General features: G+C 72.1%; 21 protein-coding genes. 16 read left to right on the plus strand and 5 right to left on the minus strand.

Features of this window, described 5'->3' with window-relative positions; all coding sequences use genetic code 11:
* The first annotated feature begins 8 nt into the window (after nt 1-8).
* From ACP6CK_RS08345 to ACP6CK_RS08360, 4 genes are all read left to right on the plus strand, one after another.
* Entirely contained in the window at nt 9-1,481 is a 1,473-nt protein-coding gene (locus ACP6CK_RS08345) for a TolC family protein (RefSeq protein ID WP_426958419.1), read from the plus strand.
* Between the two features lie 111 nt (nt 1,482-1,592).
* Nucleotides 1,593-3,158: a D-aminopeptidase gene (locus ACP6CK_RS08350; RefSeq protein ID WP_426958420.1), complete on the plus strand. Its 1,566-nt coding sequence runs from the start codon at nt 1,593-1,595 to the stop codon at nt 3,156-3,158.
* A 199-nt stretch (nt 3,159-3,357) separates the two neighbouring features.
* Nucleotides 3,358-4,332, plus strand: a complete 975-nt coding sequence (locus ACP6CK_RS08355; protein ID WP_426958421.1) for a Bug family tripartite tricarboxylate transporter substrate binding protein — start codon at nt 3,358-3,360, stop codon at nt 4,330-4,332.
* A gap of 107 nt (nt 4,333-4,439) precedes the next feature.
* Nucleotides 4,440-5,327: an alpha/beta fold hydrolase gene (locus ACP6CK_RS08360; RefSeq protein ID WP_426958422.1), complete on the plus strand. Its 888-nt coding sequence runs from the start codon at nt 4,440-4,442 to the stop codon at nt 5,325-5,327.
* Nucleotides 5,328-5,337: 10 nt separating this feature from the next.
* Here ACP6CK_RS08360 and ACP6CK_RS08365 read toward each other — a convergent pair whose 3' ends face one another.
* Both ACP6CK_RS08365 and ACP6CK_RS08370 read right to left on the minus strand, forming a co-directional pair.
* Nucleotides 5,338-6,309: a Bug family tripartite tricarboxylate transporter substrate binding protein gene (locus ACP6CK_RS08365; RefSeq protein ID WP_426958423.1), complete on the minus strand. Its 972-nt coding sequence runs from the start codon at nt 6,307-6,309 to the stop codon at nt 5,338-5,340.
* A 121-nt stretch (nt 6,310-6,430) separates the two neighbouring features.
* The gene (locus ACP6CK_RS08370) at nt 6,431-7,357 is read right to left on the minus strand and encodes a LysR family transcriptional regulator (RefSeq protein ID WP_426958424.1); all 927 of its coding nucleotides are present in this window, start codon (nt 7,355-7,357) and stop codon (nt 6,431-6,433) included.
* A gap of 137 nt (nt 7,358-7,494) precedes the next feature.
* Here ACP6CK_RS08370 and ACP6CK_RS08375 point away from each other — a divergent pair, with 137 nt between their 5' ends.
* From ACP6CK_RS08375 to ACP6CK_RS08425, 11 genes are all read left to right on the plus strand, one after another.
* On the plus strand, nt 7,495-8,718 hold the full coding sequence (locus ACP6CK_RS08375) for an acyl-CoA dehydrogenase family protein (protein WP_426958425.1): 1,224 nt from the start codon (nt 7,495-7,497) through the stop codon (nt 8,716-8,718).
* Nucleotides 8,718-9,494 (plus strand): enoyl-CoA hydratase/isomerase family protein, encoded by a 777-nt coding sequence (locus ACP6CK_RS08380; RefSeq protein ID WP_426958426.1) that lies wholly within the window; start codon nt 8,718-8,720, stop codon nt 9,492-9,494. The genes ACP6CK_RS08375 and ACP6CK_RS08380 overlap by 1 nt, the downstream gene beginning before the upstream one ends.
* Nucleotides 9,494-10,645, plus strand: a complete 1,152-nt coding sequence (locus ACP6CK_RS08385) for a CaiB/BaiF CoA transferase family protein (RefSeq protein ID WP_426958427.1) — start codon at nt 9,494-9,496, stop codon at nt 10,643-10,645. The genes ACP6CK_RS08380 and ACP6CK_RS08385 overlap by 1 nt, the downstream gene beginning before the upstream one ends.
* The gene (locus tag ACP6CK_RS08390) at nt 10,642-11,607 is read left to right on the plus strand and encodes a Bug family tripartite tricarboxylate transporter substrate binding protein (RefSeq protein WP_426958428.1); all 966 of its coding nucleotides are present in this window, start codon (nt 10,642-10,644) and stop codon (nt 11,605-11,607) included. The genes ACP6CK_RS08385 and ACP6CK_RS08390 overlap by 4 nt, the downstream gene beginning before the upstream one ends.
* 3 nt (nt 11,608-11,610) lie before the next feature.
* Nucleotides 11,611-12,735: a thiolase family protein gene (locus tag ACP6CK_RS08395; protein ID WP_426958429.1), complete on the plus strand. Its 1,125-nt coding sequence runs from the start codon at nt 11,611-11,613 to the stop codon at nt 12,733-12,735.
* Nucleotide 12,736: 1 nt separating this feature from the next.
* A complete protein-coding gene (locus ACP6CK_RS08400; RefSeq protein ID WP_426958430.1) occupies nt 12,737-13,138 on the plus strand; it encodes a Zn-ribbon domain-containing OB-fold protein in 402 nt (133 codons plus the stop codon).
* 195 nt (nt 13,139-13,333) lie between these two features.
* On the plus strand, nt 13,334-14,314 hold the full coding sequence (locus ACP6CK_RS08405; protein ID WP_426958431.1) for an NAD-dependent epimerase/dehydratase family protein: 981 nt from the start codon (nt 13,334-13,336) through the stop codon (nt 14,312-14,314).
* Between the two features lie 240 nt (nt 14,315-14,554).
* A complete protein-coding gene (locus ACP6CK_RS08410) occupies nt 14,555-14,989 on the plus strand; it encodes a hypothetical protein (RefSeq protein ID WP_426958432.1) in 435 nt (144 codons plus the stop codon).
* Between the two features lie 177 nt (nt 14,990-15,166).
* Nucleotides 15,167-15,418 (plus strand): YARHG domain-containing protein, encoded by a 252-nt coding sequence (locus ACP6CK_RS08415; protein ID WP_426958433.1) that lies wholly within the window; start codon nt 15,167-15,169, stop codon nt 15,416-15,418.
* A gap of 10 nt (nt 15,419-15,428) precedes the next feature.
* Nucleotides 15,429-16,181: a M15 family metallopeptidase gene (locus ACP6CK_RS08420; RefSeq protein WP_426958434.1), complete on the plus strand. Its 753-nt coding sequence runs from the start codon at nt 15,429-15,431 to the stop codon at nt 16,179-16,181.
* A gap of 62 nt (nt 16,182-16,243) precedes the next feature.
* Nucleotides 16,244-17,227, plus strand: coding sequence for a Bug family tripartite tricarboxylate transporter substrate binding protein (locus tag ACP6CK_RS08425; RefSeq protein ID WP_426958435.1), 984 nt, complete (start codon nt 16,244-16,246; stop codon nt 17,225-17,227).
* Between the two features lie 119 nt (nt 17,228-17,346).
* Here ACP6CK_RS08425 and ACP6CK_RS08430 read toward each other — a convergent pair whose 3' ends face one another.
* From ACP6CK_RS08430 to glgC, 3 genes are all read right to left on the minus strand, one after another.
* Nucleotides 17,347-19,809: a glycogen/starch/alpha-glucan phosphorylase gene (locus ACP6CK_RS08430; protein WP_426958436.1), complete on the minus strand. Its 2,463-nt coding sequence runs from the start codon at nt 19,807-19,809 to the stop codon at nt 17,347-17,349.
* A 107-nt stretch (nt 19,810-19,916) separates the two neighbouring features.
* Nucleotides 19,917-21,356: a glycogen synthase GlgA gene (gene glgA / locus ACP6CK_RS08435; RefSeq protein ID WP_426959892.1), complete on the minus strand. Its 1,440-nt coding sequence runs from the start codon at nt 21,354-21,356 to the stop codon at nt 19,917-19,919.
* A gap of 56 nt (nt 21,357-21,412) precedes the next feature.
* The gene (gene glgC / locus ACP6CK_RS08440; protein ID WP_426958437.1) at nt 21,413-22,690 is read right to left on the minus strand and encodes a glucose-1-phosphate adenylyltransferase; all 1,278 of its coding nucleotides are present in this window, start codon (nt 22,688-22,690) and stop codon (nt 21,413-21,415) included.
* A gap of 332 nt (nt 22,691-23,022) precedes the next feature.
* Here glgC and ACP6CK_RS08445 point away from each other — a divergent pair, with 332 nt between their 5' ends.
* Nucleotides 23,023-25,194: a hypothetical protein gene (locus ACP6CK_RS08445; protein WP_426958438.1), complete on the plus strand. Its 2,172-nt coding sequence runs from the start codon at nt 23,023-23,025 to the stop codon at nt 25,192-25,194.
* The last annotated feature ends 13 nt before the right edge of the window (nt 25,195-25,207 follow it).

The raw sequence follows: 25,207 nt of genomic DNA on the forward strand, positions 1-25,207 counted from the left end.
CCTCCGACATGCGCCGTTCCCTGCCCGCGGTCCTCGCCGCGTCCCTCCTGCTCGTGCCGCTCGCCGGGCGGGCGCAGAATGCGCCGCCGGCCCATGCGGGCGGCGACATCTTCGGGCCGCCGGCCCCGCCGCCGCGCCGCCCGGCGCCGGTTCCCGCGCGCGCGCCGGCGCTGGTGATCGGCGCCCCCGCCATCACCCTGGCCGAGGCCGAGGCGCGGCTGGTGGAGCGCAACCTGGCGGTGATCGCGGCGCGGCGCGGCGTGGACGTGGCGCGGGCGCAGCGGCTGGTGGCGGACACGTCGCCGGCCGGCAGCGTCGGGCTGAGTCAGAGCGTGGCGCAGGTGAACGAGGGCGGGCGGTTCCGGGAGTACCGCGGGGAGCGGTTCATCTCGCCGCTGAACAACCTCTCGCTCAACCTGACCCTGACGATCGAGCGCGGCGGCAAGCGGGAGCTGCGCAACCGCTACGCGGATCAGCAGATCAGCGTGGCCGAGGCGCAGGTGCTGGATGCGCTGCGGGCGCAGGTCTTCAACCTGCGGCAGGCCTTCATCGCGGGGCTTCAGGCCCGCGCGAACCTGGCGGTCGCGGTCGCGAACCGCGCGGCGCTGGACACGACCGAGGGGCTGCTGCGCCGGCAGGTGCAGGAGGGCGCGATCCCCGAGGGCGACCTGCTGCGCTTCCAGGCCAGCCGGCTGCCTTTCGAGCAGGACGTGGCGGGCGCGGCGCAGGCCTACGCGGCGGCCTCCGCGATGGTGGCGGCGCTGCTGGGGGAGGATGCGACGCGGCCCTCCGCGCCCGCGCCGCGCGGAAGCGTGGCGGCGCTGCTCGCGCCCGTGCCGCTGGACCTGCGGGGGGAGTTCGAGGTGACGCGGCCGCTCGGGCTGTCGCGCCAGGACTTAGCGGCAGCCCTGCCGCGGCGCGCGGACGTGGTGGCGGCGGAGCGCGGCGTGACGGCCGCGGAGGCGAACATCCGGTTGCAGGAGGCCGCGCGGTCCCGCGATGTGACGTTCAGCGGCACGGCGTCCCGCACGGAGCTGAGCCAGGACCTGCCGAATGCCAGCCGGCCGGTCTTCGCGAACAACACGCTCGGCCTGGGCGTCTCCATCCCGATCTTCACCGCGCCGATCACGCGCGGGAACATCGCGGTGGCGCAGGCGCAGCAGGGACAGGCGCGGGCGCAGGCGGATGCGGCGCTGGCCGCGGCGCGAGCGGAGTTCGCGACGGCCTGGGCGACCTACGAGCAGGCGCGGGCGCTGCTGGAGCTGACCACAGGGCCGGCGCTGCGCCGGGCGCAGGAGGCGTATGAGTCGACAGAGGCGGCGTATCGCGCCGGCGGCCGCACGCTGCTGGACACGCTGGACGCGCTGCGGACGCTGAACGCGACGCGGGTGGCGGCGAACGCGGCGCGGGCGGCTTATCTGCTGGCGCTGGCCGCGCTGGAGCAGGCGAGCGGTGTGGACGGGATCGCGCCGCACCTTTGAGGCGGGCCGTCTGAGGCGGAGCAGAGTGGGCCGTGCAGACGCGCCCGCCGATGGGCAGGCGCTGATTCCGGCGCGGTTTACGCGGGTTCCCCGATGCCGGAGATTGCGGGAATGACCTCTGCCGTTGGCTCCCGCCTTGATCGCTGCCTCGCCGGGCTGGCGCGCACCTATCCTGGGCCGGGTGGCGCGGTCGCGGTTCTCCGGGACGGCGAGGTGCTGGTGCGGCACGCCTGGGGCTGGGCGAATGCGGAGCGGCGGATCCTCTTCACCCCGTCGACGCTGTTCCGGATGTGCTCCATCACGAAGCAGTTCACCTGCGGCGTCCTGCTGGACGCCTTTCCCGATCCGACCGTGCTGGACGAGGCGGTGCGTGCGCGCCTGCCGGCGCTGGAGGGGGCGGCGCCGGCGATCGTGGATCTCTGCCACAACCAGTCGGGGCTCCGGGACTACTGGGCGGTGGCGATGCTGCATGGGTCACCCGTGGAGGCGCCGTTCGGCGACCGGGAGGCAGCCCGCGTGATCGGGGGAACGCGGTCTCTGCAGTTCGCGCCGGGCACGCGGTATTCCTACGTGAACCAGAACTTCCGGATCCTGTCGGACATCCTGGAGGAGCGCAGCGGGCGCGGTTTCGCGGAGCTGCTGCGGAGCCGGATCTTCGACCGGGTGGGCATGGAGAGCGCCATCCTGGCGGCCGACACGCGCGCGATGCCCGATGGCATCGAGGGCTATGAGGGCGGCCAGGAGAGCGGATTCCGGGCCGCGGAGAATCGCATCCTCTGGACCGGCGATGCGGGGCTGGGCGCCAGCCTCGACGACATGATCGCCTGGGAACGGCACGTGGACGCGACGCGGGATGATCCGGCCTCGCTTTACGGCCGGCTGAGCGCCCCGGTCTCGTTCCGAGATGGGAACCCGGCTGCCTACGGGTTCGGCCTGGGCCGAGGCAAAGAGCTCGGGCGCGCGGTCACCGGGCATGGCGGCGCGCTGCGGGGTTGGCGGAGCCACCGGATGTATGTCCCGTCGGAGCGGGTCTCCGTCGTGGTGCTGTTCAACCACCTGTCGGATGCCCATGGGGCGGCGGTGGACCTGCTCGCGGCGGTGCTCGGCGAGGAACGGCCCTCCCCTGTGATCGGGCCGATGCCGGGGTGGGTCGGCGCCTACCGGGAGCCGGAGACGGGGCTCGCCGTCCGGATCGAGCCGGCGGGGGATCGACTCCGGCTGCGCTACGGGCACTCGGCGGAATGGCTGGACGTTCAGCCGGACGGCACGGCCGGCGTGGAACGGACGCGGCTGCGGTCCGGGCCGGACGGGCTTTGGATGGATCGGCCGCAGGAGAACCAGTCTTCCCTCCTGCTGCCCGCGGAGGCGGCGGCGACGCCGGATGTGGCGGGCCGTTACCGCTGCGCGGAGCTCGATGCGGAACTCACGGTGGCCGATGCGGGCGGCGCGCTCTATGGGGCCTTCTCCGGCTTTCTCGGGCAGGGGCGGATGGAGCTGCTCGAAACGGTGGGTCCGGATCTCTGGGTCCTTCCCTGCCCGCGGGCCCTGGACCACACGCCGCCGGGTGACTGGACCCTCGCCTTCCGGCGCGACGAGGCGGGCCGGGCATGCGGCGTGGAGGTGGGATGCTGGCTGGCTCGCGGGCTGGCCTACGAGCGATCCGGCGAGGCGGCCTAGGCCGGCGAGCCCCGCGGCGTCGCGAGGGTCGGGTGCGGGCGGCCGAGATTGCGCCGCAGGTCGGTCCGAGGTGCCGGACGGGCCGATGCCGTTCCGGCATGGCGCAATTCCCCATCGCCTATTGGACAGCGGCAAGGTGCCGGCGAAGCATCCCACGTCACCGGCGGCCCCGTGCGCCGGCCGTGACGTGGGGGACACCATGCTGCGCCGTCGCACGCTGCTCCGCGGCCTCTCGCTCGCGCCGCTGTTTCACGCGCCGTGCGCCCGGGCGCAGTCCTATCCCGCGCGTCCCATCCGCTTCGTCGTGGGGTCCTCGCCGGGCGGGGCGATGGACGCGACGGGGCGCAGCATGGCGCCGAAGCTGTCGACGCTGCTCGGGCAGAGCGTGGTGGTGGACAACCGGAGCGGCGGGGGCGGGGCGCTGTCGTTGGAGGCGGTGGCGCACTCCGCGCCAGACGGCCACACGATGCTGCTCAGCAACATGAGCACGATGGTGGTGAACCCGATCATCCAGCCGAACCCGCCCTTCCGGCCGGCGGAGGTGCTGGCGCCCGTGTCGCTGGCGGTGGATGTCTCGACCGTGCTCGTGGTCCCGGCGGGGCGGCCCTGGCGGAGCGTCGGGGAGTTGCTCTCGGCCGCACGGGAGAAGGCGAACGGGCTGTCCTGGGGCCATTCGGGCGTGGGCGCGACGAACCACCTCTCGGGCGCGCTGCTGGACAGCGTGGCCGGCATCCAGACGGTGGCGGTGCCCTATCGCGGCGGCGGTCCGCTGTCGCTGGACCTGATCGGCGGGCGGCTGGACTACGCTTTCGCGACGGTGCCCTCGGTGCTGTCGGCGATCCGGTCCGGGCAGCTGCGGGCGCTGGCGGTGCCGATGCCCCGGCGGTCGCGGCTGATGCCGGAGGTGCCCACGGTCGCGGAATCCGGGCTGCCGGGCTACGAGGTGCTGAACTGGTACGGGCTGCTGGTGCACCGGGCGACGCCGCGGCCGATCGTGGAGCGGCTGGCCACCGTAGCGCGGGAGACGCTGGAGGACCCCGGCACCGTCGCCCTGCTGGAGCGCCAGGGGCTGGAGCCGCTGCCGAACACGCCGGAGGAGTTCGCCGACTTCCTCGTGCGGGAGCGTCGGAAATGGGAGCCGGTGGTGCGCGCGGCCGACATGCGGACGGACTGAGCGGCGCGGCCGCGCCCGGATGCCTGGGCCGGGCGCGGCCGGCGGCGATGGCCCCTCCCTTGCCTCCCCCCTTGCGAAGAGGCGCGCGGCGCGCTTCGAGGATCGTGATGACGACTGCCCATGCCCTGCGCCCCACCCCTCGCGACGATACCAGACCCGGGATGGCCGATCCCGGGCACATCCTGGACGCGCTGGACCGTGCCGCGGAGCGGTGGAGCACGCCCATCGAGGATGGCGGCAGCCTGGCCTGGCGCGGCTGGGGCAGCGGGACGCCGCTGGTGCTGCTGCACGGCTGGGCCGGGTCCTGGCGGCACTGGACGCGGAACATTCCCGCCCTGTCGGCGCGCTACCGGCTGCTGGTGCCGGACCTGCCGGGCATGGGGGATTCCGACGCGCTGCCGGCGGGGGCCACGCGCGGCGCGGTGGCCCGGATCGTGATCCGCGGGGTGCACCAGATCCTCGGGCCGGGAGGGCGGTATGCGCTCTCGGGCTTCTCCTTCGGCGGGTCGGTGGCGGGAATCGCGGCCAGCCTGGACGGGGGGCGGATTGACCGCGTGACGCTGGTGGCGCCGGGCGGGTTCGGCATTCCGTCCCTGGCGCCGCAGACGGCCCGGGTGCGCGGGCTGGACGGGGCCGAGCGGATGGCGGCGCACCGGCACAACCTGCAGGCGCTGATGTTCGCCGATCCTGGCCGGATCGACGCCCTGGCGCTGGAAATTCAGGACCGCAACACGGCGCGGATGCGCGCGACCTTCATGGCGCGGGAGCCGGAGGCGTTGCAGGAGGCGGTGCGGCGCATTGCCGTGCCGCCGCGCTTCATCTGGGGGGCGAAGGACAATTTCTGTGGGGCGCGGATCGGTGAGTATGTGGACCTGGTCCAGCAGCTGCGCCCGGCGGATGCGCGCATCCGGCTGATCGAGGGCGCGGGCCACTGGGTGGCCTATGAGGCGGCGGAGGCCTTCGACGCCGCCCTGCTGGAGAGCCTGGGGGCCTAGGCCCCCTTCCCTACCCCTCTCCCATGCCGGAGATCTCGACGACGCGGCGCCAGCGGACGACGTCCTCGGCGATGAAGCCGGCGAGTTCCTCCGGCGGGCCGAAGCGCGGGGCGCTGCCATCGGCCTGCATGCGCTCGAGGATCTCGGGGCGGCGACCGATCTCGGTGATCTTGCCGTGCAGGCGGGCGACGATCTCCGGTGGCGTCGCGCGCGGAACGAAGACGGCGGTCCAGGAGGCGAACTCGTAGCCGGGCACGCCGGACTCCATCACGGTCGGCACCTCGGCGAGGGTTGCCATGCGCTCGCGGCCCGTGGTCGCGATGGCGCGGAGCTGCCCCTCCTTCGCCGGGGGGACGCCGGCGCCGCCATCCACGATGAAGAGGTGGACGTCCCCGGCCATGAGTGCGGTCAGTGCCTGCGGGGAGGACTGGTAGCCGATATGGACCATGTCGAGCTCGGCCATCGCCTTGAAGAGTTCCCCCGCGCCGCGGCTGGATCCATTGCCGCTGGCGAAGTTCAGCCGGCCCGGGCGGGCGCGGGCATAGGCGAGGAACTCCTCCACGCGGCGGACGGGAAGGCGGTTGTTCACGAGGACCACCATGGGCGAGACGCCCATCAGGGTGATCGGCGCGAAGTCTCCCACCGGGTCGTAGGGCAGGCGCCGGAACATGGCGGGGTTGGTGGAGAAGAGCGTGTTGGAGCCGAAGAGCACGGTGTAGCCGTCGGGACGGGCGCGGGCGACGAGCTCCGCGGCGATGAAGCCGTTCGCGCCGCCGCGGTTGTCCACCACCACGGGCTGGCGCCAGTCCGCCGCCATGCGGTCCGCGAAGAGGCGGGCGCGCAGGTCGGTCGTGCTGCCGGCGGGAAAGGGCACGACGATGCGGATCGGGGCAGCGGGAAATTCCTGCGCGAGAGCCGGGCGCGCGAGGGCCGCCGCGGCGACGGCGAGCGCCCCCCGGCGGGAGAGGGTCGTGGGGGCCAACGCTTCCTCCGGCGCGGGGCGTCGGAGCCCCGTCGTCTGGTTCCTGGACGGAGGCAATCCTTCCGGGGCGGAGAGAGGGCGTCCAACAGCGTTGCGGCAAGGCGGCGATAGCGCGCCGGCATCAGGCGGCGGCGGTGGCCCCGGGCCAGAGTTGCGTGGCCACGAGGTCCCGCGCGCAGGCGGAGAGAGCCGCGGCGACGGCAGCGGCGGCCGGCGAAGCCTGGCGGTCCCGCAGCCGGGCGAGGGTGCGGTGGATCTGGAGGTTTCCGATCGGCAGCGCTTTCAGCAGGCCCTGCGCGATCTCCGCGCGAGCCATGGCGGCGACGTCGATGGTCGGGCCGAGGCCGGCGAGGACGAGGCGCTTGGAGACGGCGGCCGTGTCCACCTGCGCGACGGCGTCCAGCGTGAGGCCGAGGGGGGTCAGGGCCTCGTTCACCACGCGCTGGAGGGCGGCCTCGGGCGGGCCGGTGAGGACGAGGGGGACGGCGGCGACGGCGGCGAGGTCGGTCTCGGTGCCGGGGAAGCGGCGGTCGTCGGCGCGGCAGAGGAGGCAGAGCGGCTCCCGCAGGAGCGGCGTCATGGCGAAGCGCGTGGGGTCGCCGGCGCCGCTGAGGATGACCATGTCCAGCCGGCCCTCCAGTGCCCAGTCGTGCAGCAGGGGGGAGAAGCCGCTGACGATGCGCAGGCGGATTTCCGGGTGCTGGCGGGCGCAGGCGGTGACCAGGGGGACGGCGAGGAGTTCGGCCATGCCGGGGGAGACGCCGAGCGAGACGGTGCCGCTGGGGCCGTCGCTGCCGCGGTGGGCGTCCTGGCGGAGGGTCTCGGCCTCGGCGAGCAGGGCCTCGGCGCGGGTGAGCAGGCGCTGGCCGTCCGGCGTGAGGGAGGCGCCGCGGGTGTGGCGGTCGAAGAGGCGGACGCCGAGTTCCTCCTCCAGCTGCTGCACCTGCCGGCTGAGGGCGGGCTGGGCGATGTTCAGCCGCTGCGCCGCGCGTCCGAAATGCTGCTGCCGCGCGACGGCGACGAAGTAGCGAAGCTGCCTCAGCTCCAAGGCCCGTCCTCCCCGCCGGCCGATGCTTCCGCGGCATCGGGGCCTTACGGCGATGGTGTTAGACCCACCCCCACCCCCGGCCAATAGTCGCCGCAGGAACGGAGCCGGCGCGCGGGCGCACCGGTTGGGGGAGACGCATGGCGGACGTGGTCGAAGCTGAACGTCCCGCGCGCGCGCCGGCCGCGGCGCAGGAGACCGGCGCGTGGGAGTTGCCGGAGGAACTGCGACTTCTGCGCGAGACAGCGCGGCGCTTCATGGAGACCGAGGTGAAGCCGGTGGAGGATCGGCAGCCGCATGACGCCTTCTCCCTGCCGCCGGATCAGTTGCGGCCGTTGCAGGAGAAGGCCCGGGCGCTGGGACTGTGGTGCGTGCGGACGCCAGAGGAGTATGGCGGCGCGGGGCTGAACCTGCTGGGCCAGGCGGTGCTGGCGGAGGAGGCGGCGAAGTGCCGCATGGGGGCCTATATCCCGGCCTGCGGGGCGTTCGGGGCCGATCCGCCGAACGCGATCTGGCTGGGCACGCCGGACCAGATCGCGCGCTACGGCGTGCGGTCGGTGCAGGAGGGCAAGAAGGCCTTCGTCGCGATCAGCGAGCCGTCCGGCGGTGCCGATCCGGCGCGGGCGATCCGCACGCGGGCGGAGCGGCGCGGGGACCGCTACGTGCTGAACGGGACGAAGCTCTGGATCACCGGCGCGGGAAGCGCGTCCTGGGGCTTGGTCTTCGCGCGGACGGGGGCGCAGGGGGATCGGGGCGGGATCACCTGCTTCATCGTGGACGCGGATGCCAAGGGGCTGGGGAAGAAGCCGATCCCCGTCATCCGGTCCTACGTGCCCTATGAGCTGTCTCTTCAGGATGTCGAGGTGCCGGTGGAGAACCGGCTGGGGGAAGAGGGACAGGGGTTTCAGCTCTGCGAGAAGTGGCTCGTCGAGGGGCGCATCCCCTATGCGGCGGGGTGCCTGGGGATCGCGCAGGCGGCGCTGGGGATCGCCATCGATTGGGCACGGCAGCGGGAGACGTTCCGGTCTCGGCTGGCGGACAAGCAGGCGATCCAGTGGATGATCGCGGACAGCGAGATGGAGCTCCGCGCGGCGCGGCTGCTGGTGTGGCAGGCGGCCTGGGCGGCCGATCTCGGGCGCGATCCGAAGGTGGATGCGTCCATCGCGAAGGTGACGGCGACGGAGACGGCGGGGCGGGTGGTGGACCGCTGCATCCAGATCCTCGGCGGGATGGGGGTGGCGCATGAGATGCCGCTCGAACGGTGGTACCGGGAGCTGCGGATCAAGCGCATCGGCGAGGGGCCGTCCGAGGTGCACCGCATGGTGCTGGCGCGCACGCTGATCGGGCGGAACGAGGCGCGCTGATGTCCATTGACCTGGAGGTGGACGGAGAAGGCGTTGCCACGATCACGATCAACCGGCCGGAGGTGCGGAACGCGCTGGACGCGGAGCATTACGCTGGACTGACGGCAGCGTGGATGCGGGTGCGGGATGATACCGCGATCCGCTGCGCGATCATCACCGGCGCGGGGGATCGGGCCTTCTGCGCCGGGGCGGATCTGAAGTCGTTCATCGGGCGGGAGTTCGAGCTGGCGGAGCTGTGGCTGACCCAGAAGGGGCAGTTGCTGAATCGGGGGCTGGAGGTGTGGAAGCCGGTCATCGCGGCGGTGAATGGGGCCTGCATGGGGGGCGGGGTGACGCTGCTGCTGGCCACGGACATCCGGGTCTGCGTGCCCGGCGCGACCTTCGGGCTGTCCGAGGTGAAGCGCGGGATCATCGCGGCGAATGGCGGCACGCAGCGGGTGGCAGCCCAGCTTCCGCACGCCATCGCGATGGAGATGCTGCTGACCGGCGACCCGATGGACGCGGCGCGGGCGGAGCGCTGGGGGCTGGTGAACGCGATCGTCCCGCCGGAGCGGCTGATGGAGACAGCGCGGGACTACGCGCGGCGGATCGCCGCAAATGCGCCGCTGGCGGTGCAGGCGGCGAAGGAACTGGCGGTGCGGTCCCGCGACGTGGCGCTGGAGGACGGGCTGCGGATGGAGCAGATGGTCAACCGCATCCTCCAGGGATCACAGGACGTGCAGGAGGGGCGCGCGGCCTTCCGGGAGAAGCGCGCGCCGCGCTTCGAGGGTCGCTGATGTCCCGACCGCTGGATGGCATCCGGGTCATCGACCTGACGCAGATCTACAACGGGCCCTACGCCACCTTCCTGATGGCGATGGCGGGCGCGGACGTCATCAAGGTGGAGCCGCCGCAGGGGGAGCATCTGCGGAAGCGGCCGGGCCAGGGATCGCAGCTTCCCTTCCTGATGCTGAATTCAGGGAAGCGGTCCGTCGTGCTGGACCTCAAGGCGCCGGAGGGGCGCGCCGACCTGCTGCGGCTGGTGCGGGATGCCGACGTGCTGGTGGAGAATTACCGGCCGGGGGTGATGGAGCGGCTCGGGCTGTCCTTGGCCGTGCTTCGGGAGGTGAACCCGCGGCTGATCGTCGCGAGCAGTTCCGGCTACGGGTCCACCGGGCCTTATCGCGACTTTCCCGCGATGGATCTGGTCGTGCAGGCGATGAGCGGGGTCATGGGCATCACGGGGGAGGAGGACGGTCCGCCGATGAAGGCGGGTCCGGCCATGTGCGACTTCGGGGCGGGGGTGCATCTCTACGGCGCCATCGTCACGGCGCTGCTGGAGCGGGAACGCACGGGACGCGCGCGGGCGGTGGAGGTGGCGATGCTGGAATGCGTCTATCCCTCCCTCACCTCGAATGTCGGGATGGTGGCGACGGCGGGTCGGGCGGCGCCGCAGCGGACGGGGAACCGGCACGGCGGGCTCTCGATCTCGCCCTACAACGTCTATCCGGCGGCGGACGGGTACATCGCCATCATCTGCAACCATGACGGCCACTGGCTCGCGCTGGCGGATTTCTTCGGGCAGGGCGAGCTGGCGCGGGGGCCGCGCTACGCCACGAAGGCGGCGCGGGTGGCGCAGATGCAGGCGGTGGACGACCTCGTGGCGGGATGGACGGGCGCGCGGGGGAAGGACGAGCTGTTCCGGGGGCTCGGCGCGGCCGGCGTGCCCTGCGCGCCGGTGAAGGACCTGTTCGAGGTCATGGAGGACCCGCAGCTGCGGGCGCGGCAGGCGCTGGTGGAGGTGGATCATCCGGAGGGCGGGCGCGTGACGCTGCCGACGAGCCCGCTGGTCTTCGAGGATGTGCCGCGGGATATCCGCTGGCCCAGCCGGCCCCTGGGGGCGGACCAGCACATCCTGCAGCGCGATGCGGCGGACGTCGTGCCGTGAGGGCCTCGCGCCGTGGGGTCCTCGCGCTCCTCGCCGCGCCGGGGGTGGCGCGGGCACAGGGGGTGGAGGGCTGGCCGAGCCGGCCGGTGCAGGTGATCGTGCCGATCGCGGCCGGCGGGCCGACCGACGTGATCGGGCGCATCCTGGCGCAGCACCTGCCGCCGATCCTCGGACAGAGCTTCGTGGTGGATAATCGCGGCGGCGCGGGCGGGCAGATCGGGATGCGGATGGCGGCCGCGGCGGCGCCGGACGGATACACGATGCTGATCGGGAACACCGGGTCGGTGGCGATCAATCCGGTGTATCAGGCGAATGCGGGCTACGAGGCGGGGGATTACGCCTATGCCTCCACGCTGATGGTCGCGCCGGTGTCGCTCGTGGTGCGGGCCGATCTGCCGGTTCGAGACGTGGCGGGGCTGGTGGAGCATATCCGGCGGTCGCGGGGGCGCTTCGCTTTCGCCTCCTCCGGCCAGGGGCAGTCGCCGGATATCGCGACGCGGCTGTTCCTGAAACAGGCGGGTGTGGAGGCGGAGATCGCCAGCTATCGCGGCGCGGCGCCGGCGGTGACGGACCTGCTGGGCGGCGTGGTGGGGGCGATGTTCGACAGCACGACGAGCGTGCCGCATGTGCGGGAGGGGCGGCTGCGCGCCATCGCGCTGGCGAACCCGCAGCGGTCCGCCGTGATGCCGGGGGTGCCGACCATGGCGGAGCAGGGGTTTTCCGGGTTCGATGTCAGCTCCTGGTACGTCGCGATGTTGCCCAAGGGGACGCCGGGTCCGATCCTGGAGCGCCTGTCGGGCGCCATCGGCACCGTGATGGCGCGGCCGGATGTCGGGACGCAGTTGGAGCGGCTGAACGCGGAGCCGCTGCACTCCTCGCCGCAGGAGGCGCAGCGCTTCGTGCTGGCGCAGGTGGAGCACTGGCGCGGCGTGCTGCGCGCGCTGGACCTGCGGGCGGAGTAGGCGATGCGGGGACGCTGCGTGATCGCCGGGATCGGGGCGACGGCCTTCGGCAAGCTGCCGGGGCGGTCCTCGATATCCCTGAACGTGGAGGCGTGCGGGAAGGCGCTGGCGGATGCCGGGATCGGGAAGGAATCGGTCGACGCGGTCCTGGTGAAGACGCCAACCTCGGCGCGCGAGATCCTCTACGCGCAGAAGCTGTCGGAGGCGCTGGGGTTGCAGCCGCGGATGAGCTTCGCGCTGGATCAGGGCGGGGCGGCGAACATCACCCTCATCTCGCTCGCGGTCATGGCGATCGAGGCGGGGCAGTGCGAGGTCGCGCTCGTCTGCTACGCCGACACGCCGCGCAGCGGCAGCCGGCAGGTGTTCCACCGGCCGCGGGGCGACGACGCGGTGTTCGGTTGGTTCTCCACCGCCGCGGGCTACGCGATGATCCAGCGGCGCTTCGTGCACGATCACGGCGTGCCGCCCGAGGCCTTCGGTGGGGTCGCCATCGCGTGCCGGGCGCATGGGGCCGCCAACCCGCAGGCGCAGCTTCGCAAGCCGCTGACGATGGACGAGTACCTTGCCGGGCCGGTGATGATCGAGCCGATGCGGCGGGATGATGCCTGCCTCGTCTCGGATGGGGGGGCCGCTGTGGTGGTGATGTCGGCACGCCGCGCGCGGGAACTGGGGGTGGCAGCGCCGGTGCCGATCCTCGGCTTCGGCCAGGGGCACAGCTCCTGGGAGGTGACGCTGCGGCCGGAACTCTCCTCGACGCAGGCGAAGGCCTCGGCCCGGACGGCGTTCGGGATGGCCGGGATCGGACCGGGGGATGTGCAGGTGGCGCAGCTCTACGACTGCTTCACGGTGACGCCGTTGATGACCCTGGCGGATTACGGCTTCTGTCCGCCGGACCAGCTGGGGGGCTTCGTCGCGGAGGGGCGGATCGGCATGGGCGGGGACCTGCCGATCAACACGGCGGGGGGATTGCTGTCGGAGACGGGCATGCCGGGGCTGCAACTCGTGCAGGAGGCGGTGCGGCAGGTGCGGGGCACGGCCGTGTCGCAGGTGCCGGGGGTGCGGCACGCCCTGGTGAGCAACCAGGGCGGCACCATGCACACCCACGCCACGCTGATCCTGGGAGGCTGAGGTGGAGCTGCCGAAGCCGGAACTGGACGAGTTGACCCGCCCCTATTGGGACGGCCTGGCGGAGGGCGTCCTGCGCTTCCAGCGCTGCGCGGCCTGCGGTCACGCCTGGCTGCCGCCGCGGGACGCCTGCCCGCGATGCCTTTCCGCCGAGGCGGTGTGGGAGGCGGCGGGCGGCGGCGGGCGCGTCGTGAGCTGGGTCGTGTTCCACAAGGCGTATCACGACGCCTTCGCGGATCGGGTGCCGTACAACGTGGCCATCGTGGAGCTGGAGGAGGGGCCGCGGCTGATCACGAACATCCTCGGGCCGAACGGCAGGCTCCGCGTCGGCCTGCCGGTCAGGCTGCGGGTGGAGCGGGATGTCGGGCTTTTCCTGCCGCGGTTCGAGGTCTCGGGCGGCGGTTGATCCCCGGCCGCGGTCCTGCCTCGCGGCGTCGCGCTTGCGGCCGTTCGGCCCAAGCACGCGCGGGGTCCCCGGGCGGGCCTGCCCTGGCCAACGATGACCGCATCCTGTAGGGGGTGAGCCCCCGCCCTCTCACAGGTTTCCCGATGCTTTTCCCCCTGACGGCCGGATCGCTGCCATGCCGGCACCGGTCGCGTCATGGGTAGCGTCCTCGTCACCGGAGCGGCGGGCTTCATCGGGGCCCATGTCTGCCGGGCGCTCCTCGCGCGCGGAGAGCGGGTGATCGGGTTGGACAACCTCACCCCCTATTACGACCCGGCGCTGAAGCGCGCGCGGCTCGCCGCGATGACGGGAACCGCGCCGAGCGGGGCCTTCGCCTTCCATCAGCTGGATCTCTCGGACCATGAGGCGGTGCTCGCCCTGATGCGGGCGGAGCCGGATCTCGACCGCGTCGCGCATCTCGGCGCGCAGGCGGGGGTGCGCTGGTCGCTGGAGGCGCCCTTCGCCTACACGGCCGCGAATGTGACGGGGCATCTGTCCATCCTGGAGGGCGTGCGGCGCTCCGAGGGGCGCATCCGGCACACGGTCTACGCCTCCACCAGTTCGGTGTACGGCTCCCGCACGGACGGCGCCTTCCGGGAGGAGGACCGGGTTGATCGGCCGGCGTCGCTCTACGCCGCGACGAAGGTCGCCGGGGAGGCGATGAGCCACGCCTATGCGAGCCTCTACGGCCTCTCGCTAACGGGGCTGCGGTTCTTCACGGTGTACGGTCCCTGGGGCCGGCCGGACATGGCCTACTGGCTCTTCACGGACGCGATGCTGAAGGGCCGTCCCATCCGCCTGTTCAACGAGGGACGGATGGTGCGGGACTTCACCTATGTGGATGATATCGTGCTCGGGGTCCTCGCCGCGCTCGACCATCCGCCTGAGGCGGGTGGGCACCGCGTCTACAACATCGGGAATTCCCGGCCGGAGCCGTTGCTCGACCTTGTCGCGATCCTGGAGGAGCTGCTGGGCGTCGAGGCGAGGCGGGAGCTGATGCCGATGCAGCCCGGCGACGTGCCGGCGACCTTCGCCGACGTCTCGGCGATGGAGCGGGATTTCGGGTGGCGACCCACGACGGACCTGCGGACCGGCCTCACGCGTTTCGTCACCTGGTGGCGCGGGTACTTCGGCTGACAGGGCGGATGAGGGCGTTGGTTCTGTCGCCTCCCTGACCCGGGAGCGAGAGGCGACGAGTCATCTGCGGTGGCGCTACGGGCCGCTATTTGCGAACGACTCTCAATATCTGTTAAGCGGGGAAGCGCATCTGGCGAAAGGGTTCCGATCTTGCCCATCCCGCTTCCCCCTTCCCTGACGTCCGGCTCGGATGACGGGGTCTGCGACGGACGCCATCCCCCCAATCCCGGCGAGCGCATCATGATGGAATTGCGCGAGGGAGAGCTCTTCGTGGCGGCCGCCCTCCGCACCTGGGTCGTCACGCTGAAGAGGCCCGGTGCGTCCCATCCCGACTGGCGCGGAATCATGAGGCTGGCGGGACTCGGCGCGGTGGGGTCGGACGCCTTCCACCGGCTCATGTCGATCGTTGCGCAATCCGCCTGCCGGTCACTCGACGTGCGGTGCCCGCCCTGCCCCTCCCTCAGCGTGGACGAGGCGGGGATGCTGCGGCTCGTGGCCAGTGTTCAACGGGGCGAAAGCGGAGGGGGGCTCGACGTGCTCTCGGACTGGCTGCTGCCGGAAGCCTGGCCGGCGGCGCTGGACGCCGCGCGTCGCTTCGCGTCCGCCATGGAGGAGGCTGGTCTGCGGCTGCCGCCGGTCTTCTCCCATCGTCCCGCCGGCGTCACGCTGCACTGACCTGCGTCACCCGGCGCCGGGCTGGCCATGGCGAACAGCGATGGCGGGTTGATGGATCGTCCGGCGCCGTTCCGGCCAGGTTGTGGGCCGACTCGCGGGGGGCCGTGTAGCGTCGCTCCCCGGTGGCGGAGGGAAGGGCATGCGGCGGTTTGTCAGGGGATCCCGGCTTTCGCCGCGATGCATGTGCTCGGCCAGGGGTCGCTGATGGCGCAGGAGTTCCGTAGCCTGAACTGTTCCGAACTCTGGGTCGCCCGCAACAAGATCGATCGCGACGCCGGCTGCTGCTTCCGCACCCCGCGCGGCATCAGCACCTTCGGCCATGCGGGCGGCCGCTACGACAAGCTGAGCGATGTTCCGCTCACCCCGCAGCAGCGTCGGCTTGTGGAGGAGATCAGCCGGGCCGAGCGTGTGACCGGTTGTGCGGGCTGAACGGCCGGCCATGACCGGCCGCCGCGCGGTCCTGGCAGGTCTGCTGGGTACGTCCCTCTCGAGGCAAGTGCCGGGCGCACAGCCCGGCCCGGTGCGGGTGGAGCGGCTGCTGCGCGCCTATCCCGACCATCTCTCGCGCGCGGAGGGCGACGTGCTCGTCTGGCGCGACGGGACGCGGATGGCGATGGGGACCGGGCTGCCGGAGCGGACCTTCGAGGCGATGCTGCAGGGCGCGACGATCGCGGATCAGTTGCGGCAGGTCTACGAGCCCGGGCGCCCATCCGGGCCGCCGCCGCCCGACCACAGCCCCGGGCGCATCCGAAACACGGAGTTCTTCGTGAAGATGTACGGCGACTGCCGCTTCGAGCGGCCGCACCGCCGCGTGTCCTGGATCGGCGGGCAGTCGTTGCCGGTCAGCACGGTGAACGACGTGGCCGGGCGGCTGGAGCGGGTGGTCGCGGGCTTGCAGACGCTGCCGGACCGGTTCCGGGCCTACCTCGTGCCCTCCGCCGGGACGTTCAACTGCCGGCCAGTGGCGGATACGGGGCTGCCGAGCATGCACGGCTATGCCGCGGCGATCGACGTGAACGTCCGGTCCTCGGATTACTGGGTCTGGGCGCGGAACCGCGGGGAGGTTCCCTACCGCAACCGCATCCCCTTCGAGATCGTGGAGGTGTTCGAGGCCGAGCGCTTCATCTGGGGCGGCAAGTGGTATCACTACGACACCATGCACTTCGAGTACCGGCCGGAGTTGCTCGGCTAGAGGGTCCCCTCCCCCACCCGCGGCTGGTAAGAGGCGCCGGAGTGACGAGGGAGAGAAAGGCCATGACCCAGCGGATCACGCGGCGTGCCGCGCTGGCGGGCGCCCTGGCGACGCCCCTTCTTCTGCCACGGACGGGCTGGGCTCAGGCGGCACTGCCGCCCGTCATCACCCTGATCGTCGGGGCGACGCCGGGCGGGACGACCGACACGCTGGCGCGGGAGGTCTCGGAGCCCTTGCGGGAGAAGCTCGGGCGCAACGTCGTGGTGGAGAACCGGGCCGGCGCCGGCGGGAACGTGGCCGCCACCGCCGTGACGCGGGCGGCGCCGGATGGCGGGACGCTGCTGATCGCCTACACATCCCACACGCTGAACACCGTGCTCATGCGGTCCGTGCCTTATCGGCCGCTGGAGGACTTCTCGCCGGTCGCGCTGCTGGCCCAGTTGACCGCGAGCGTGCTGGTGGTGGGACCATCCGTGCAGGAGCGGGACCTCGCCGCCTTCGTCGCGGCGGCGCGCGCGCGGCCGGACCGCTACTCCTTCGCGATCGGCGGCGTGGGCAGCTCCCTGCAGATGCAGACCGTGCTGTTCCGCTCGGCGCTCGGGCTATCGGGACCGGAGGTGCCGTTCCGCGGGACCTCGCCGGCGCTGGTCGACGTGGTGGCCGGGCATGTGGACGCGATGTTCGCCCCGATGGACGTCGCGGCGCCGCTGATGCGGGAGGGCAAGGTGCGGCCCATCGCCGTCACCTCCGATCGGCGGGTGCCCGCGCATCCCGAGGTGCCGCCGATGCGGGACGCGGTGCCAGAGGCGCGGAACGCGGCGGCGTGGTTCGGCGTGCTCGGGCCCGCCGGGATGGCGCCGCCCGTCGTTGCGGCGCTGAACGCCGCGATCATCGAGGCGATGCGGCTGCCGCGGATCGCGGAACGCGTGGCCCTGGGCGGGGGCGAGAGCCCGCCGCTCTCGCCGGAGGCGTTCCGGGAGTTCCTGGTGCGGGACCTGGCGCTTTGGCGGGACACGGCGCGGATCGGGCGGATCACGCCGGAATAGGCAGCCCGGATGGCCCCGGGGGAGAGAAGGATTCTCTCCTCCGGCCCCCACTCATCTTCTTCTGGATGGCTGCCGCGGAAGCCGAGGACGGTCGCACCCGACCTCCGCCCCTTAGGGGATCAGCCCAGGGGCACGTGCCAGATGTCCGAGGCATATTCTCGGATCGTCCGATCGGATGAGAACCAGCCGACACGGGCGGTGTTGAGCACGGCGGATCGCCACCACGCCTCGGGCCGGCCCCAGCGCTGCGCCACGTCGCGCTGCGCGGCGTAGTAGGCATCGAAGTCGGCCGTGAGGAGGTAGCGGTCGTCGTTCAGCAGCCCCTCCACGAGGCCGCGGTAGCGGTGCGGCTCCTCGGGCGAGAAGACGCCCGACGCGATCGCCTCCAGCGCGCCCTCGAGGATCGGAGAGGCCGCGACGGCGGCGCGGGCGTCGTAACCCCGGCGCTGGCGGGCTGCCACTTCCTCGACCGTGAGGCCGAAGATGAAGATCTCCGGATCGCCGACGCGCTCCTTGATCTCGACGTTCGCGCCGTCGAGCGTGCCGATGGTCAGCGCGCCGTTGAGAGCGAGCTTCATGTTGCCGGTGCCGCTCGCTTCCATGCCGGCCGTGGAGATCTGCTCGGACAGGTCGGCGGCGGGGATGATCATCTCCGCGAGGCTGACATTGTAGTTCGGCAGGAAGGCGACCTTCAGCAGGCCGCGCACGCTCGGGTCGTTGTTGACGACGCTCGCGACGTCGTTCGCCAGACGGATGATGAGCTTGGCCTGGTGGTAGCTGGCGGCCGCCTTGCCCGCGAAGATCTTCGTCCGCGGCACCCAGTTGCCTCCGGGCTGGGAGCGGAGCGCGTTGTAGTAGGCGACGGTCTGCAGGACGTTCAGAAGCTGGCGCTTGTACTCGTGGATGCGCTTGATCTGCACGTCGAACAGGGAGTCGGGGTCGAGGCGGATGCCGGTGCGCGCGACGGTGAGCTCGGTCAGCGCGTCCTTCGCGATGCGGCGCTGGGCGGCGAAGCGCTCGCGGAAGGCGGCGTCGTCCGCGTGCGGGACGAGGTCCTGCAGCCGCTCGGGGTCGTCCAGCCAGGCCGGGCCGATCGCCTCGGTGATGAGCGAGGACAGGGCGGGGTTGGCGCGGTGCAGCCAGCGGCGGAAGGTGATGCCGTTCGTCTTGTTGTTGATTCGGCCGGGATGCACGCGGTCCAGATCCGCGAAGAGCACGTTCTGCACGAGGCGGGAGTGCAGCGCCGAGACGCCGTTGATGCGGTGGCTGCCGACGAAGGCGAGGTTGCCCATGCGGACACGCCGGCCGTGATGCTCGTCGATGAGGGAGACGGAGGCCATCATCGCGTCGCTGGAATCCACGGCGCGCGCGGCATCGAGGTGGCGGGCGTTGATGAGGTAGATGATCTGCATGTGCCGGGGCAGCAGCCGCTCCATCAGCGGCACGGCCCAGGTCTCCAGCGCCTCCGGCAACAGGGTGTGGTTGGTGTAGGAGAAGGTGCGCACGGTGACCGCCCAGGCGGCGTCCCAGTCCATCCCGTGCGCGTCCATCAGCAGGCGCATCAGCTCCGCCACGCCGATAGCGGGGTGGGTGTCGTTGAGCTGGATCGCGACCTTGTCCGAGAGGTCCGAGAGATCCCGATGATTCGAGAGGTGCCGGCGGATGACGTCCTGCAGCGAGGCGGAGGCGAAGAAGTACTCCTGGCGCAGGCGGAGTTCCTGGCCGGCGGGGGTCTCGTCCCCGGGATAGAGGACGCGGGAGATGGACTCCGCCCGCATCCGCTCCTCCTGCGCGCCGATGTGGTCGCCGCGGTTGAAGTCCTCGAGGTCGAGGGGGTCCATGGCGCGGGCGGACCACAGGCGCAGCGTGTTGACGCGGCGGCCGCGCCAGCCGGCAACCGGCGTGTCGTAGGCGATGGCGCGGACCCGCTCGCCGGGGTGCCAGGCCATGCGGGTGGTGCCGTCAGGGGCGCTCTCCGGGCGGACGGTGCCGCCGAAGCCGACTTCGTAGCTCAGCGCGGCGCGCTCGAACTCCCAGGGATTGCCGAGGGCGAGCCAGTCCTCCGGCAGCTCGTGCTGGGACCCGCCGGAGATGAGCTGGCGGAAGAGGCCGTTCTCGTAGCGGATGCCGTAGCCGAAGGCGGGCACGTCCACCGAGGCCATGCTCTCCATGAAGCAGGCGGCGAGGCGGCCGAGGCCTCCATTGCCCAGCGCCGCGTCGGCCTCCTGCGCCACGACCGATTCGAGCGGGACGCCGAGGTCGTTCAGGGCGCGCCGGGCCGTCTCGATGAGGCCGAGATTCCCGAGCGTGTCCATCATCAGGCGGCCGATGAGGAATTCGAGGGAGAGATAGCAGACGATCTTGCGGTCCTTGGCCCGCGTCTCGTCGTTCGAGGCGCGCCAGATGTCCATGACGCGGTCGCGCGCGGCGAGCGCGGTGGCCAGGAACCAGTCACGGGCGCTGGCGCGCTCCGGCCGGCCGCCGACCTGATAGGCGAGCTTCGACAGGATGGCATCGCGGAAGGCGGCGACCTCCGCGTCCACGGAGGTCTTCTCGGCAACGGGGGCAGTGATGCTGTCCATCGGGGGTCCTGCTAGGGCCGCTCCCCTTTGTGAGAGGGGGCGCGCAACGCGTCCAATGCTATCGTTAGCTGGAACGATGGACGAGACGTTAATACAACCTGTGCGTGTTATTCTCGCGGAGAGGTGACTTCCCGATACAACCGGGCGTAGCGGCGCGCCGAGGCCGCCCAGCCCACGGCGGCGCGCATCGCGTTGTGCTGGGTCGCGCGCCAGGCGTCACGGTCCCGCCAGAGGGCGGCGAGGCGGGCGAGGGCCGATTCCAGCGCGGGGGCGGTGGTGGGGGCAAACTGCAAGCCGGTGGCGACACCGGCCGCCAGCGCGGCCTCGTTCGCGTCGATGACAGTATCGGCAAGGCCGCCGACGCGGGCGACCACCGGAAGGGCGCCGTAGCGCAGCGCGCAGAGCTGCGTGAGGCCGCAGGGCTCGAAGCGCGAGGGGACGAGGAGGGCGTCGCAACCCGCCTGGATTCGGTGCGCGAGGGACTCGTCATAGCCGAGGCGAACGGCGACGCGGCCCGGGTGGCTGGACGCAGCCTCCCTGAAGGCGGCCTCGAGCCCGGGCTCCCCGGCGCCGAGCACGGCGAGCTGCATGCCGTGACCGAGAAGCGCCGGGAGCGCGGCAAGGAGGAGGTCCATGCCCTTCTGGCCGGTCAGGCGGCTGACCACGCCGATCACCGGGGCTGCGGGGTCGTCGTCCAGGCCTATCCCGGCCCGGAGCGCGGCGCGGTTCGGCTCGCGTCCCTCCGGGGCTGCATAAGGGGCGGCGATGTGGGGGTCGGCGGCAGGATTCCAGGCGGACTCGTCGATGCCGTTCAGGATTCCCGACAGGTCTGCGGCGCGGCTTCGGAGCAGGCCGTCCAGGCCCTGGCCGTCCTCCGGGCGCTGGATCTCCCGGGCGTAGGTGGGGGAAACGGTCGTGATCCGGTCGGCGAGGCGGAGCCCCGCCTTCAGGGTGCCGATGCCGCCGTAGAACTCGACGCCGTCGATCGTGAAGGAGTCCGCGGGAAGTCGAAGTTCGGGGAGGAGGTGGGCCGGCGCCCAGCCCTGGAAGGCGAGGTTGTGAACGGTGATGACGGTGCCGGGACGCGGCGTGCCGGCAAAGTGCAGGTAGGCCGGGGCAAGGCCGGCCTGCCAGTCATGGGAGTGGACGACGGCCGGGACCCAGCCGGGCATGGCGCCGCGGCCGATCTCGGCGGCGGCCCAGGACAGGGCAGCGAAGCGCTGGGGGTTGTCGGGCCAGTCCCGGCCGCCCGCATCCGAATAGGGTCCGCCGGGGCGGTCATAGAGATGCGGGGCATCGAGGATCAGAAGGTCCAGCCCCGCCGCTTGGGCGGCCAGCAGAGTGGCCGGGCCGCCGAAGAGATCTTCGAATCGGTGCGCCGGCTCGGCGCCGGACAGGGCGCGGAGCACGGTGGGATAGCCGGGGATCAGGGTGCGGACGGCGATCCCCTCCGCGGCCAGGGCGCCGGGAAGGGCGCCGACCACGTCCGCCAAGCCGCCGGTCTTGACCAGCGGGAAGCATTCCGAGGCGACGGAAAGCACCTGCAGAGGCGGCGCTGGGGCCGGCCGGGCCTTGCGGGGGGCGCGGCGCTTCGGCGCAGTGGTCATCGCCGCGGCGGCTCCAGCGCGTCGATCATCGGCTTCGTGATGAGGCAGATGCCACGGTCGCTGCGGCGGAAGCGGGCAGCGTCGAGGGCCGGGTCCTCCCCCACGACGAGGCCCTCGGGGATGCGGACGTCGCTGTCCACGATCGTGTTCTTCAGCCGGGCGGAGCGGGCGATGTTGGCACCGGGCAGGATCACGCAGCCCTCGAGCGCGCAGTAGGAGTGGACGCGCACATTCGTGAAAAGGAGGGAGCGGCGGACGCTGGAGCCGGAGACGATGCAGCCGCCGGAGACAAGGGAGTCCACGGCCATGCCGCGGCGGCCATCATCGTCGTGGACGAACTTGCAAGGGGGCGTCACCTCGCCGTTGGTCCAGATCGGCCAGTCCCGGTCATAGAGGTCGAGGGCGGGGACGACGTCGGTCAGGTCGATGTTGGCCTGCCAGAAGGCGTCCACCGTGCCGACGTCGCGCCAGTAGGCCTCCGCCTCCGCGCCCGAGCGGACGCAGGAATCGGTGAAGCGGTGGGCGACGGCCGCGCCGCGCTCCACGATGCGGGGGATGATGTCCTTGCCGAAGTCGCGGGAGGAGCCGTCGCGGTTCGCGTCCTGCCGCAGCTCCTCCATCAGGAGGCGGGTCTCGAAGACGTAGATGCCCATGGAGGCGAGGGAGACGTCCGGCTTGCCGGGCATGGCCGGCGGGTCCTTCGGCTTCTCCAGGAAGGAGAGGATGCGGTCGGAGTCGTCCACGTGCATGACGCCGAAGCCAGAGGCTTCGGCGCGCGGCACCTCGATGCAGCCGACCGTCACGTCCGCCCCGGACGAGACGTGCTGCTGCAGCATCTTCTCGTAGTCCATCTTGTACACGTGATCGCCCGCCAGAATGACCATGTAGCGGGGGCCGTAGCTCTCGATGATGTCGGCGTTCTGCCAGACCGCGTCGGCGGTGCCGGCGTACCACTCCGTCTCGGACACGCGCTGGCTGGCGGGGAGGATGTCGAAGCTCTCGTTCCGCTCCGGGCGGAGGAAGTTCCAGCCGCGCTGCATGTGGCGGATGAGGGAGTGCGCCTTGTACTGGGTCGCGACGGCGATGCGGCGGATGCCGGAGTTGATCGCGTTGGACAGGGCGAAGTCGATGATGCGGGACTTCGCGCCGAAGAAGACCGCGGGCTTAGCCCGGCGGTCGGTCAGCTCCATCAGACGGGAGCCGCGGCCGCCGGCCAGGACATAGGCCATCGCGGAGCGCGCGAGGGGCGCGCCGGGTATCGGCCTGATGGACATGGTGCTGGCCCTCCCCGCTGCGGCCCCGCTCGGGCCGGCGCTCCCATGGTAAGTGCGCGTTGTCCTGCATCAACCCCACCGGAGGCTGTTCGATGCGGGACGCGCAACGCCGACCGGTTGCCCTGCAAGCGTCGCCGGGTGCTTCTTCGTGGACAGGATGGCGCCCCCGACCTACACTGCGCGGAGGGGACTTCACATTTGAAGGGGAATCCCGACCTGCGCGGCGCATCAGCCGGGACGCGGCCTGATGGCGTATCGGCCGTGCCGGATCCCTGTCACCTGATCGGCGATCGCCGCCTCGACCGGGCTGTCCTGGGCAGGGGCCGCCCGGCATGAGCACCTCCTCCCAGGCCCTCGTCCTCGCAGAGCCCGCCCGCATGGCGCCGGACCGCGGCCGGGCGGGCCGCGAGGCCGTGGTGGCCGGGACGTCCCCGGTGGCCGCATCCGCCCCGCCCCGCCTCCGCGTGCGGGACTTCGTCGTCACGGCCTTCCTGCGCTGGCGGCTTCTCCTCGCGCTGTTCCTGCTGCCCATCCTTCTCGCGGCGGGACTCGGGGCGCTGCGGGAAGCGCGCTACACCGCGAGCGGGTCCGTCGTCGTCCTGACCACCCGCGAATGGGCGGGCGCGGCCGATATTTCCGGCTTCGGGCCCTCCGTGATGCAGGTGGACATGCTGAAGGCCGTCCGCTCCGAGGTCGAGATCGTCCAGAGCCAGGAAGTCGCGCGGCGGATGCTGGCGCGCGTGGGCACCCGGACGCTCTTCCCCGACCTCGAGGGCGCGGGCACCCCGCAGGAGAGCTTCACCGCCCTGGAGCGCGTGCGGGCCGCGCTGCGGGTGGAAAGCGACGCGAACAGCAACATCCTGCGGCTGAGCTTCACGCACACCGACCGCCAGCTGGCCATCGCGGCGCTGACGGCGCTGCTGGACAGCTACTACGAGCGGCGGACGGAGATCTTCACCGACCGCAACTCGCGGGTCCTGGTGGGGGAGCTGACCCGCTACGCCGACCAGCTGCGGGAGCTGGAGGGGCAGATCCAGGCGGTGAAGTCGCGCTACAACGTGCTGGACATCAACCAAGAGGTCCAGCTGACCGCGCAGCGGCTGGACGGGATCACGCAGCGCCAGGAGCGGGTGCAGGAACAGCGCGCCACCGCGATGGCGCAGCTCGCGGCCGCGCAGGCGCAGCTCGCGTCCCAGCCGGGGCGGGTCTTTGCCTCGCAGGAGGCGACGAACCTGGCGCCGAACGATGACAGCCGCAACACGCTGTCGCGGCTGCTGCTGGAGCGGCAGCACATGGCCACGCAGTACGCCCCGGATTACGCGCCGCTGCGGGAGCTGGACCAGCGGATCGCGACGGTTCGCTCGGCGATGCGGGATTCGCAGCGCTCCACCTTCCAGACCACGCGGGAGGTGCGGAACCCCGCGGTGGAGCTGCTGAACGGGCGCGTGGTCACGCTGCAGGTCGAGACCTCCGCCTTGCAGCAGCAGCTGGACGAGCTCCAGCGGCAGGGTCGGACGGCGGAGGGTCGTGCGAACGAGCTGCGGGAGGCGGACAGCCAGCTTCGCGACCTGAACCGCCGGCGGGAGGGGATGGAGGCGGTCGTCCGGCAGTTCACCGCGCGTGAGGCCGGGGCCCGCGCCGAGGAGGAGGCCCGACGCGACCCGGCGCCGAACGTGCAGACGCTGGAGGCGCCCAACGCTCCGCTGACCGGGCGCAGCGGGCGGGTCGTCTTCCTGCTGGGCGGGATCTCGGCGGGTCTGCTGCTGCTCGGGGCGGGGGTGCTGCTGCTGACGATCACCCGCCGCGTCTTCGCGACGGCGGAGGAGGCGGAGCGCGGCCTGATGCTGCCGGCCCTGGCCCGCTTCGGGCCGCTGGAGAGCGCGGCGCGGGACCTGAAGCCGATGCCGGAGATGGCGGACTTCGCCGCCTATCTCCTCGATACCCGGGTGGATGGGCGTCGCCCGAGCATCATCCAGATCCTGTCCAGCGGCCGCCGGGACGGGCGGGACGAACTGGCGCGCGCCCTGGCGATCGAACTCGCCCACCGGCGCGGGGCGGATACGCTGCTCATCGACCTGCAGACGGACGGGCGCGGGCATCTCGCCGCGCTCGGCTCCCGCCCGCTGGAGGTGGAGCGGACCCCGGGGCACGTGCTGACCTTCAACACGGTGATCCCGAACCTCTGGGTCTCCTTCGACGCGCAGAACTCCCACCTGACGGACCCGCAGGCCGGGTGGTCGGAGACGAGCGCGCTGATCGCCCAGCTCCGGGCCGCCTTCGACGTCGTGATCATCATCGGGGCGGATGACGACGAGAGCTACCCGATGCGCCGCCTCGCCGCGATGGTGGACCTGAACCTCATCGCCGTGCGCGGGGAGCTGACGCGGAGCGACCGGGCGCGCCGCGTGCGGGACTGGACGCTGGGGTCCGGCGGCGACCTGCTGGGCTTCGTGTACACGGGTGAGCGGCGGATCGTGCCCCGGCGCGTGGCGGAGCTTCTCTGACGCCGACCGCCCT

This window comes from Muricoccus radiodurans (genome assembly GCF_050154705.1).
GTDB classification, from domain to species: Bacteria; Pseudomonadota; Alphaproteobacteria; order Acetobacterales; family Acetobacteraceae; genus Roseomonas; species Roseomonas radiodurans.

Excerpts from the sequence above, each read along its gene's own strand:
- ACP6CK_RS08395 (WP_426958429.1), top strand. The coding sequence starts at position 11,611 with ATGCGGGGACGCTGCGTGATCGCCGGGATCGGGGCGACGGCCTTCGGC.
- ACP6CK_RS08445 (WP_426958438.1), top strand. The coding sequence starts at position 23,023 with ATGAGCACCTCCTCCCAGGCCCTCGTCCTCGCAGAGCCCGCCCGCATG.
- ACP6CK_RS08425 (WP_426958435.1), top strand. The coding sequence starts at position 16,244 with ATGACCCAGCGGATCACGCGGCGTGCCGCGCTGGCGGGCGCCCTGGCG.
- ACP6CK_RS08380 (WP_426958426.1), top strand. The coding sequence starts at position 8,718 with ATGTCCATTGACCTGGAGGTGGACGGAGAAGGCGTTGCCACGATCACG.
- ACP6CK_RS08430 (WP_426958436.1), bottom strand. The coding sequence starts at position 19,809 with ATGGACAGCATCACTGCCCCCGTTGCCGAGAAGACCTCCGTGGACGCG.
- ACP6CK_RS08410 (WP_426958432.1), top strand. The coding sequence starts at position 14,555 with ATGATGGAATTGCGCGAGGGAGAGCTCTTCGTGGCGGCCGCCCTCCGC.
- ACP6CK_RS08420 (WP_426958434.1), top strand. The coding sequence starts at position 15,429 with ATGACCGGCCGCCGCGCGGTCCTGGCAGGTCTGCTGGGTACGTCCCTC.
- ACP6CK_RS08415 (WP_426958433.1), top strand. The coding sequence starts at position 15,167 with ATGCATGTGCTCGGCCAGGGGTCGCTGATGGCGCAGGAGTTCCGTAGC.
- glgC (WP_426958437.1), bottom strand. The coding sequence starts at position 22,690 with ATGTCCATCAGGCCGATACCCGGCGCGCCCCTCGCGCGCTCCGCGATG.
- ACP6CK_RS08375 (WP_426958425.1), top strand. The coding sequence starts at position 7,495 with ATGGCGGACGTGGTCGAAGCTGAACGTCCCGCGCGCGCGCCGGCCGCG.
- ACP6CK_RS08385 (WP_426958427.1), top strand. The coding sequence starts at position 9,494 with ATGTCCCGACCGCTGGATGGCATCCGGGTCATCGACCTGACGCAGATC.
- ACP6CK_RS08360 (WP_426958422.1), top strand. The coding sequence starts at position 4,440 with ATGACGACTGCCCATGCCCTGCGCCCCACCCCTCGCGACGATACCAGA.
- ACP6CK_RS08350 (WP_426958420.1), top strand. The coding sequence starts at position 1,593 with ATGACCTCTGCCGTTGGCTCCCGCCTTGATCGCTGCCTCGCCGGGCTG.
- ACP6CK_RS08355 (WP_426958421.1), top strand. The coding sequence starts at position 3,358 with ATGCTGCGCCGTCGCACGCTGCTCCGCGGCCTCTCGCTCGCGCCGCTG.
- ACP6CK_RS08405 (WP_426958431.1), top strand. The coding sequence starts at position 13,334 with ATGGGTAGCGTCCTCGTCACCGGAGCGGCGGGCTTCATCGGGGCCCAT.
- ACP6CK_RS08345 (WP_426958419.1), top strand. The coding sequence starts at position 9 with ATGCGCCGTTCCCTGCCCGCGGTCCTCGCCGCGTCCCTCCTGCTCGTG.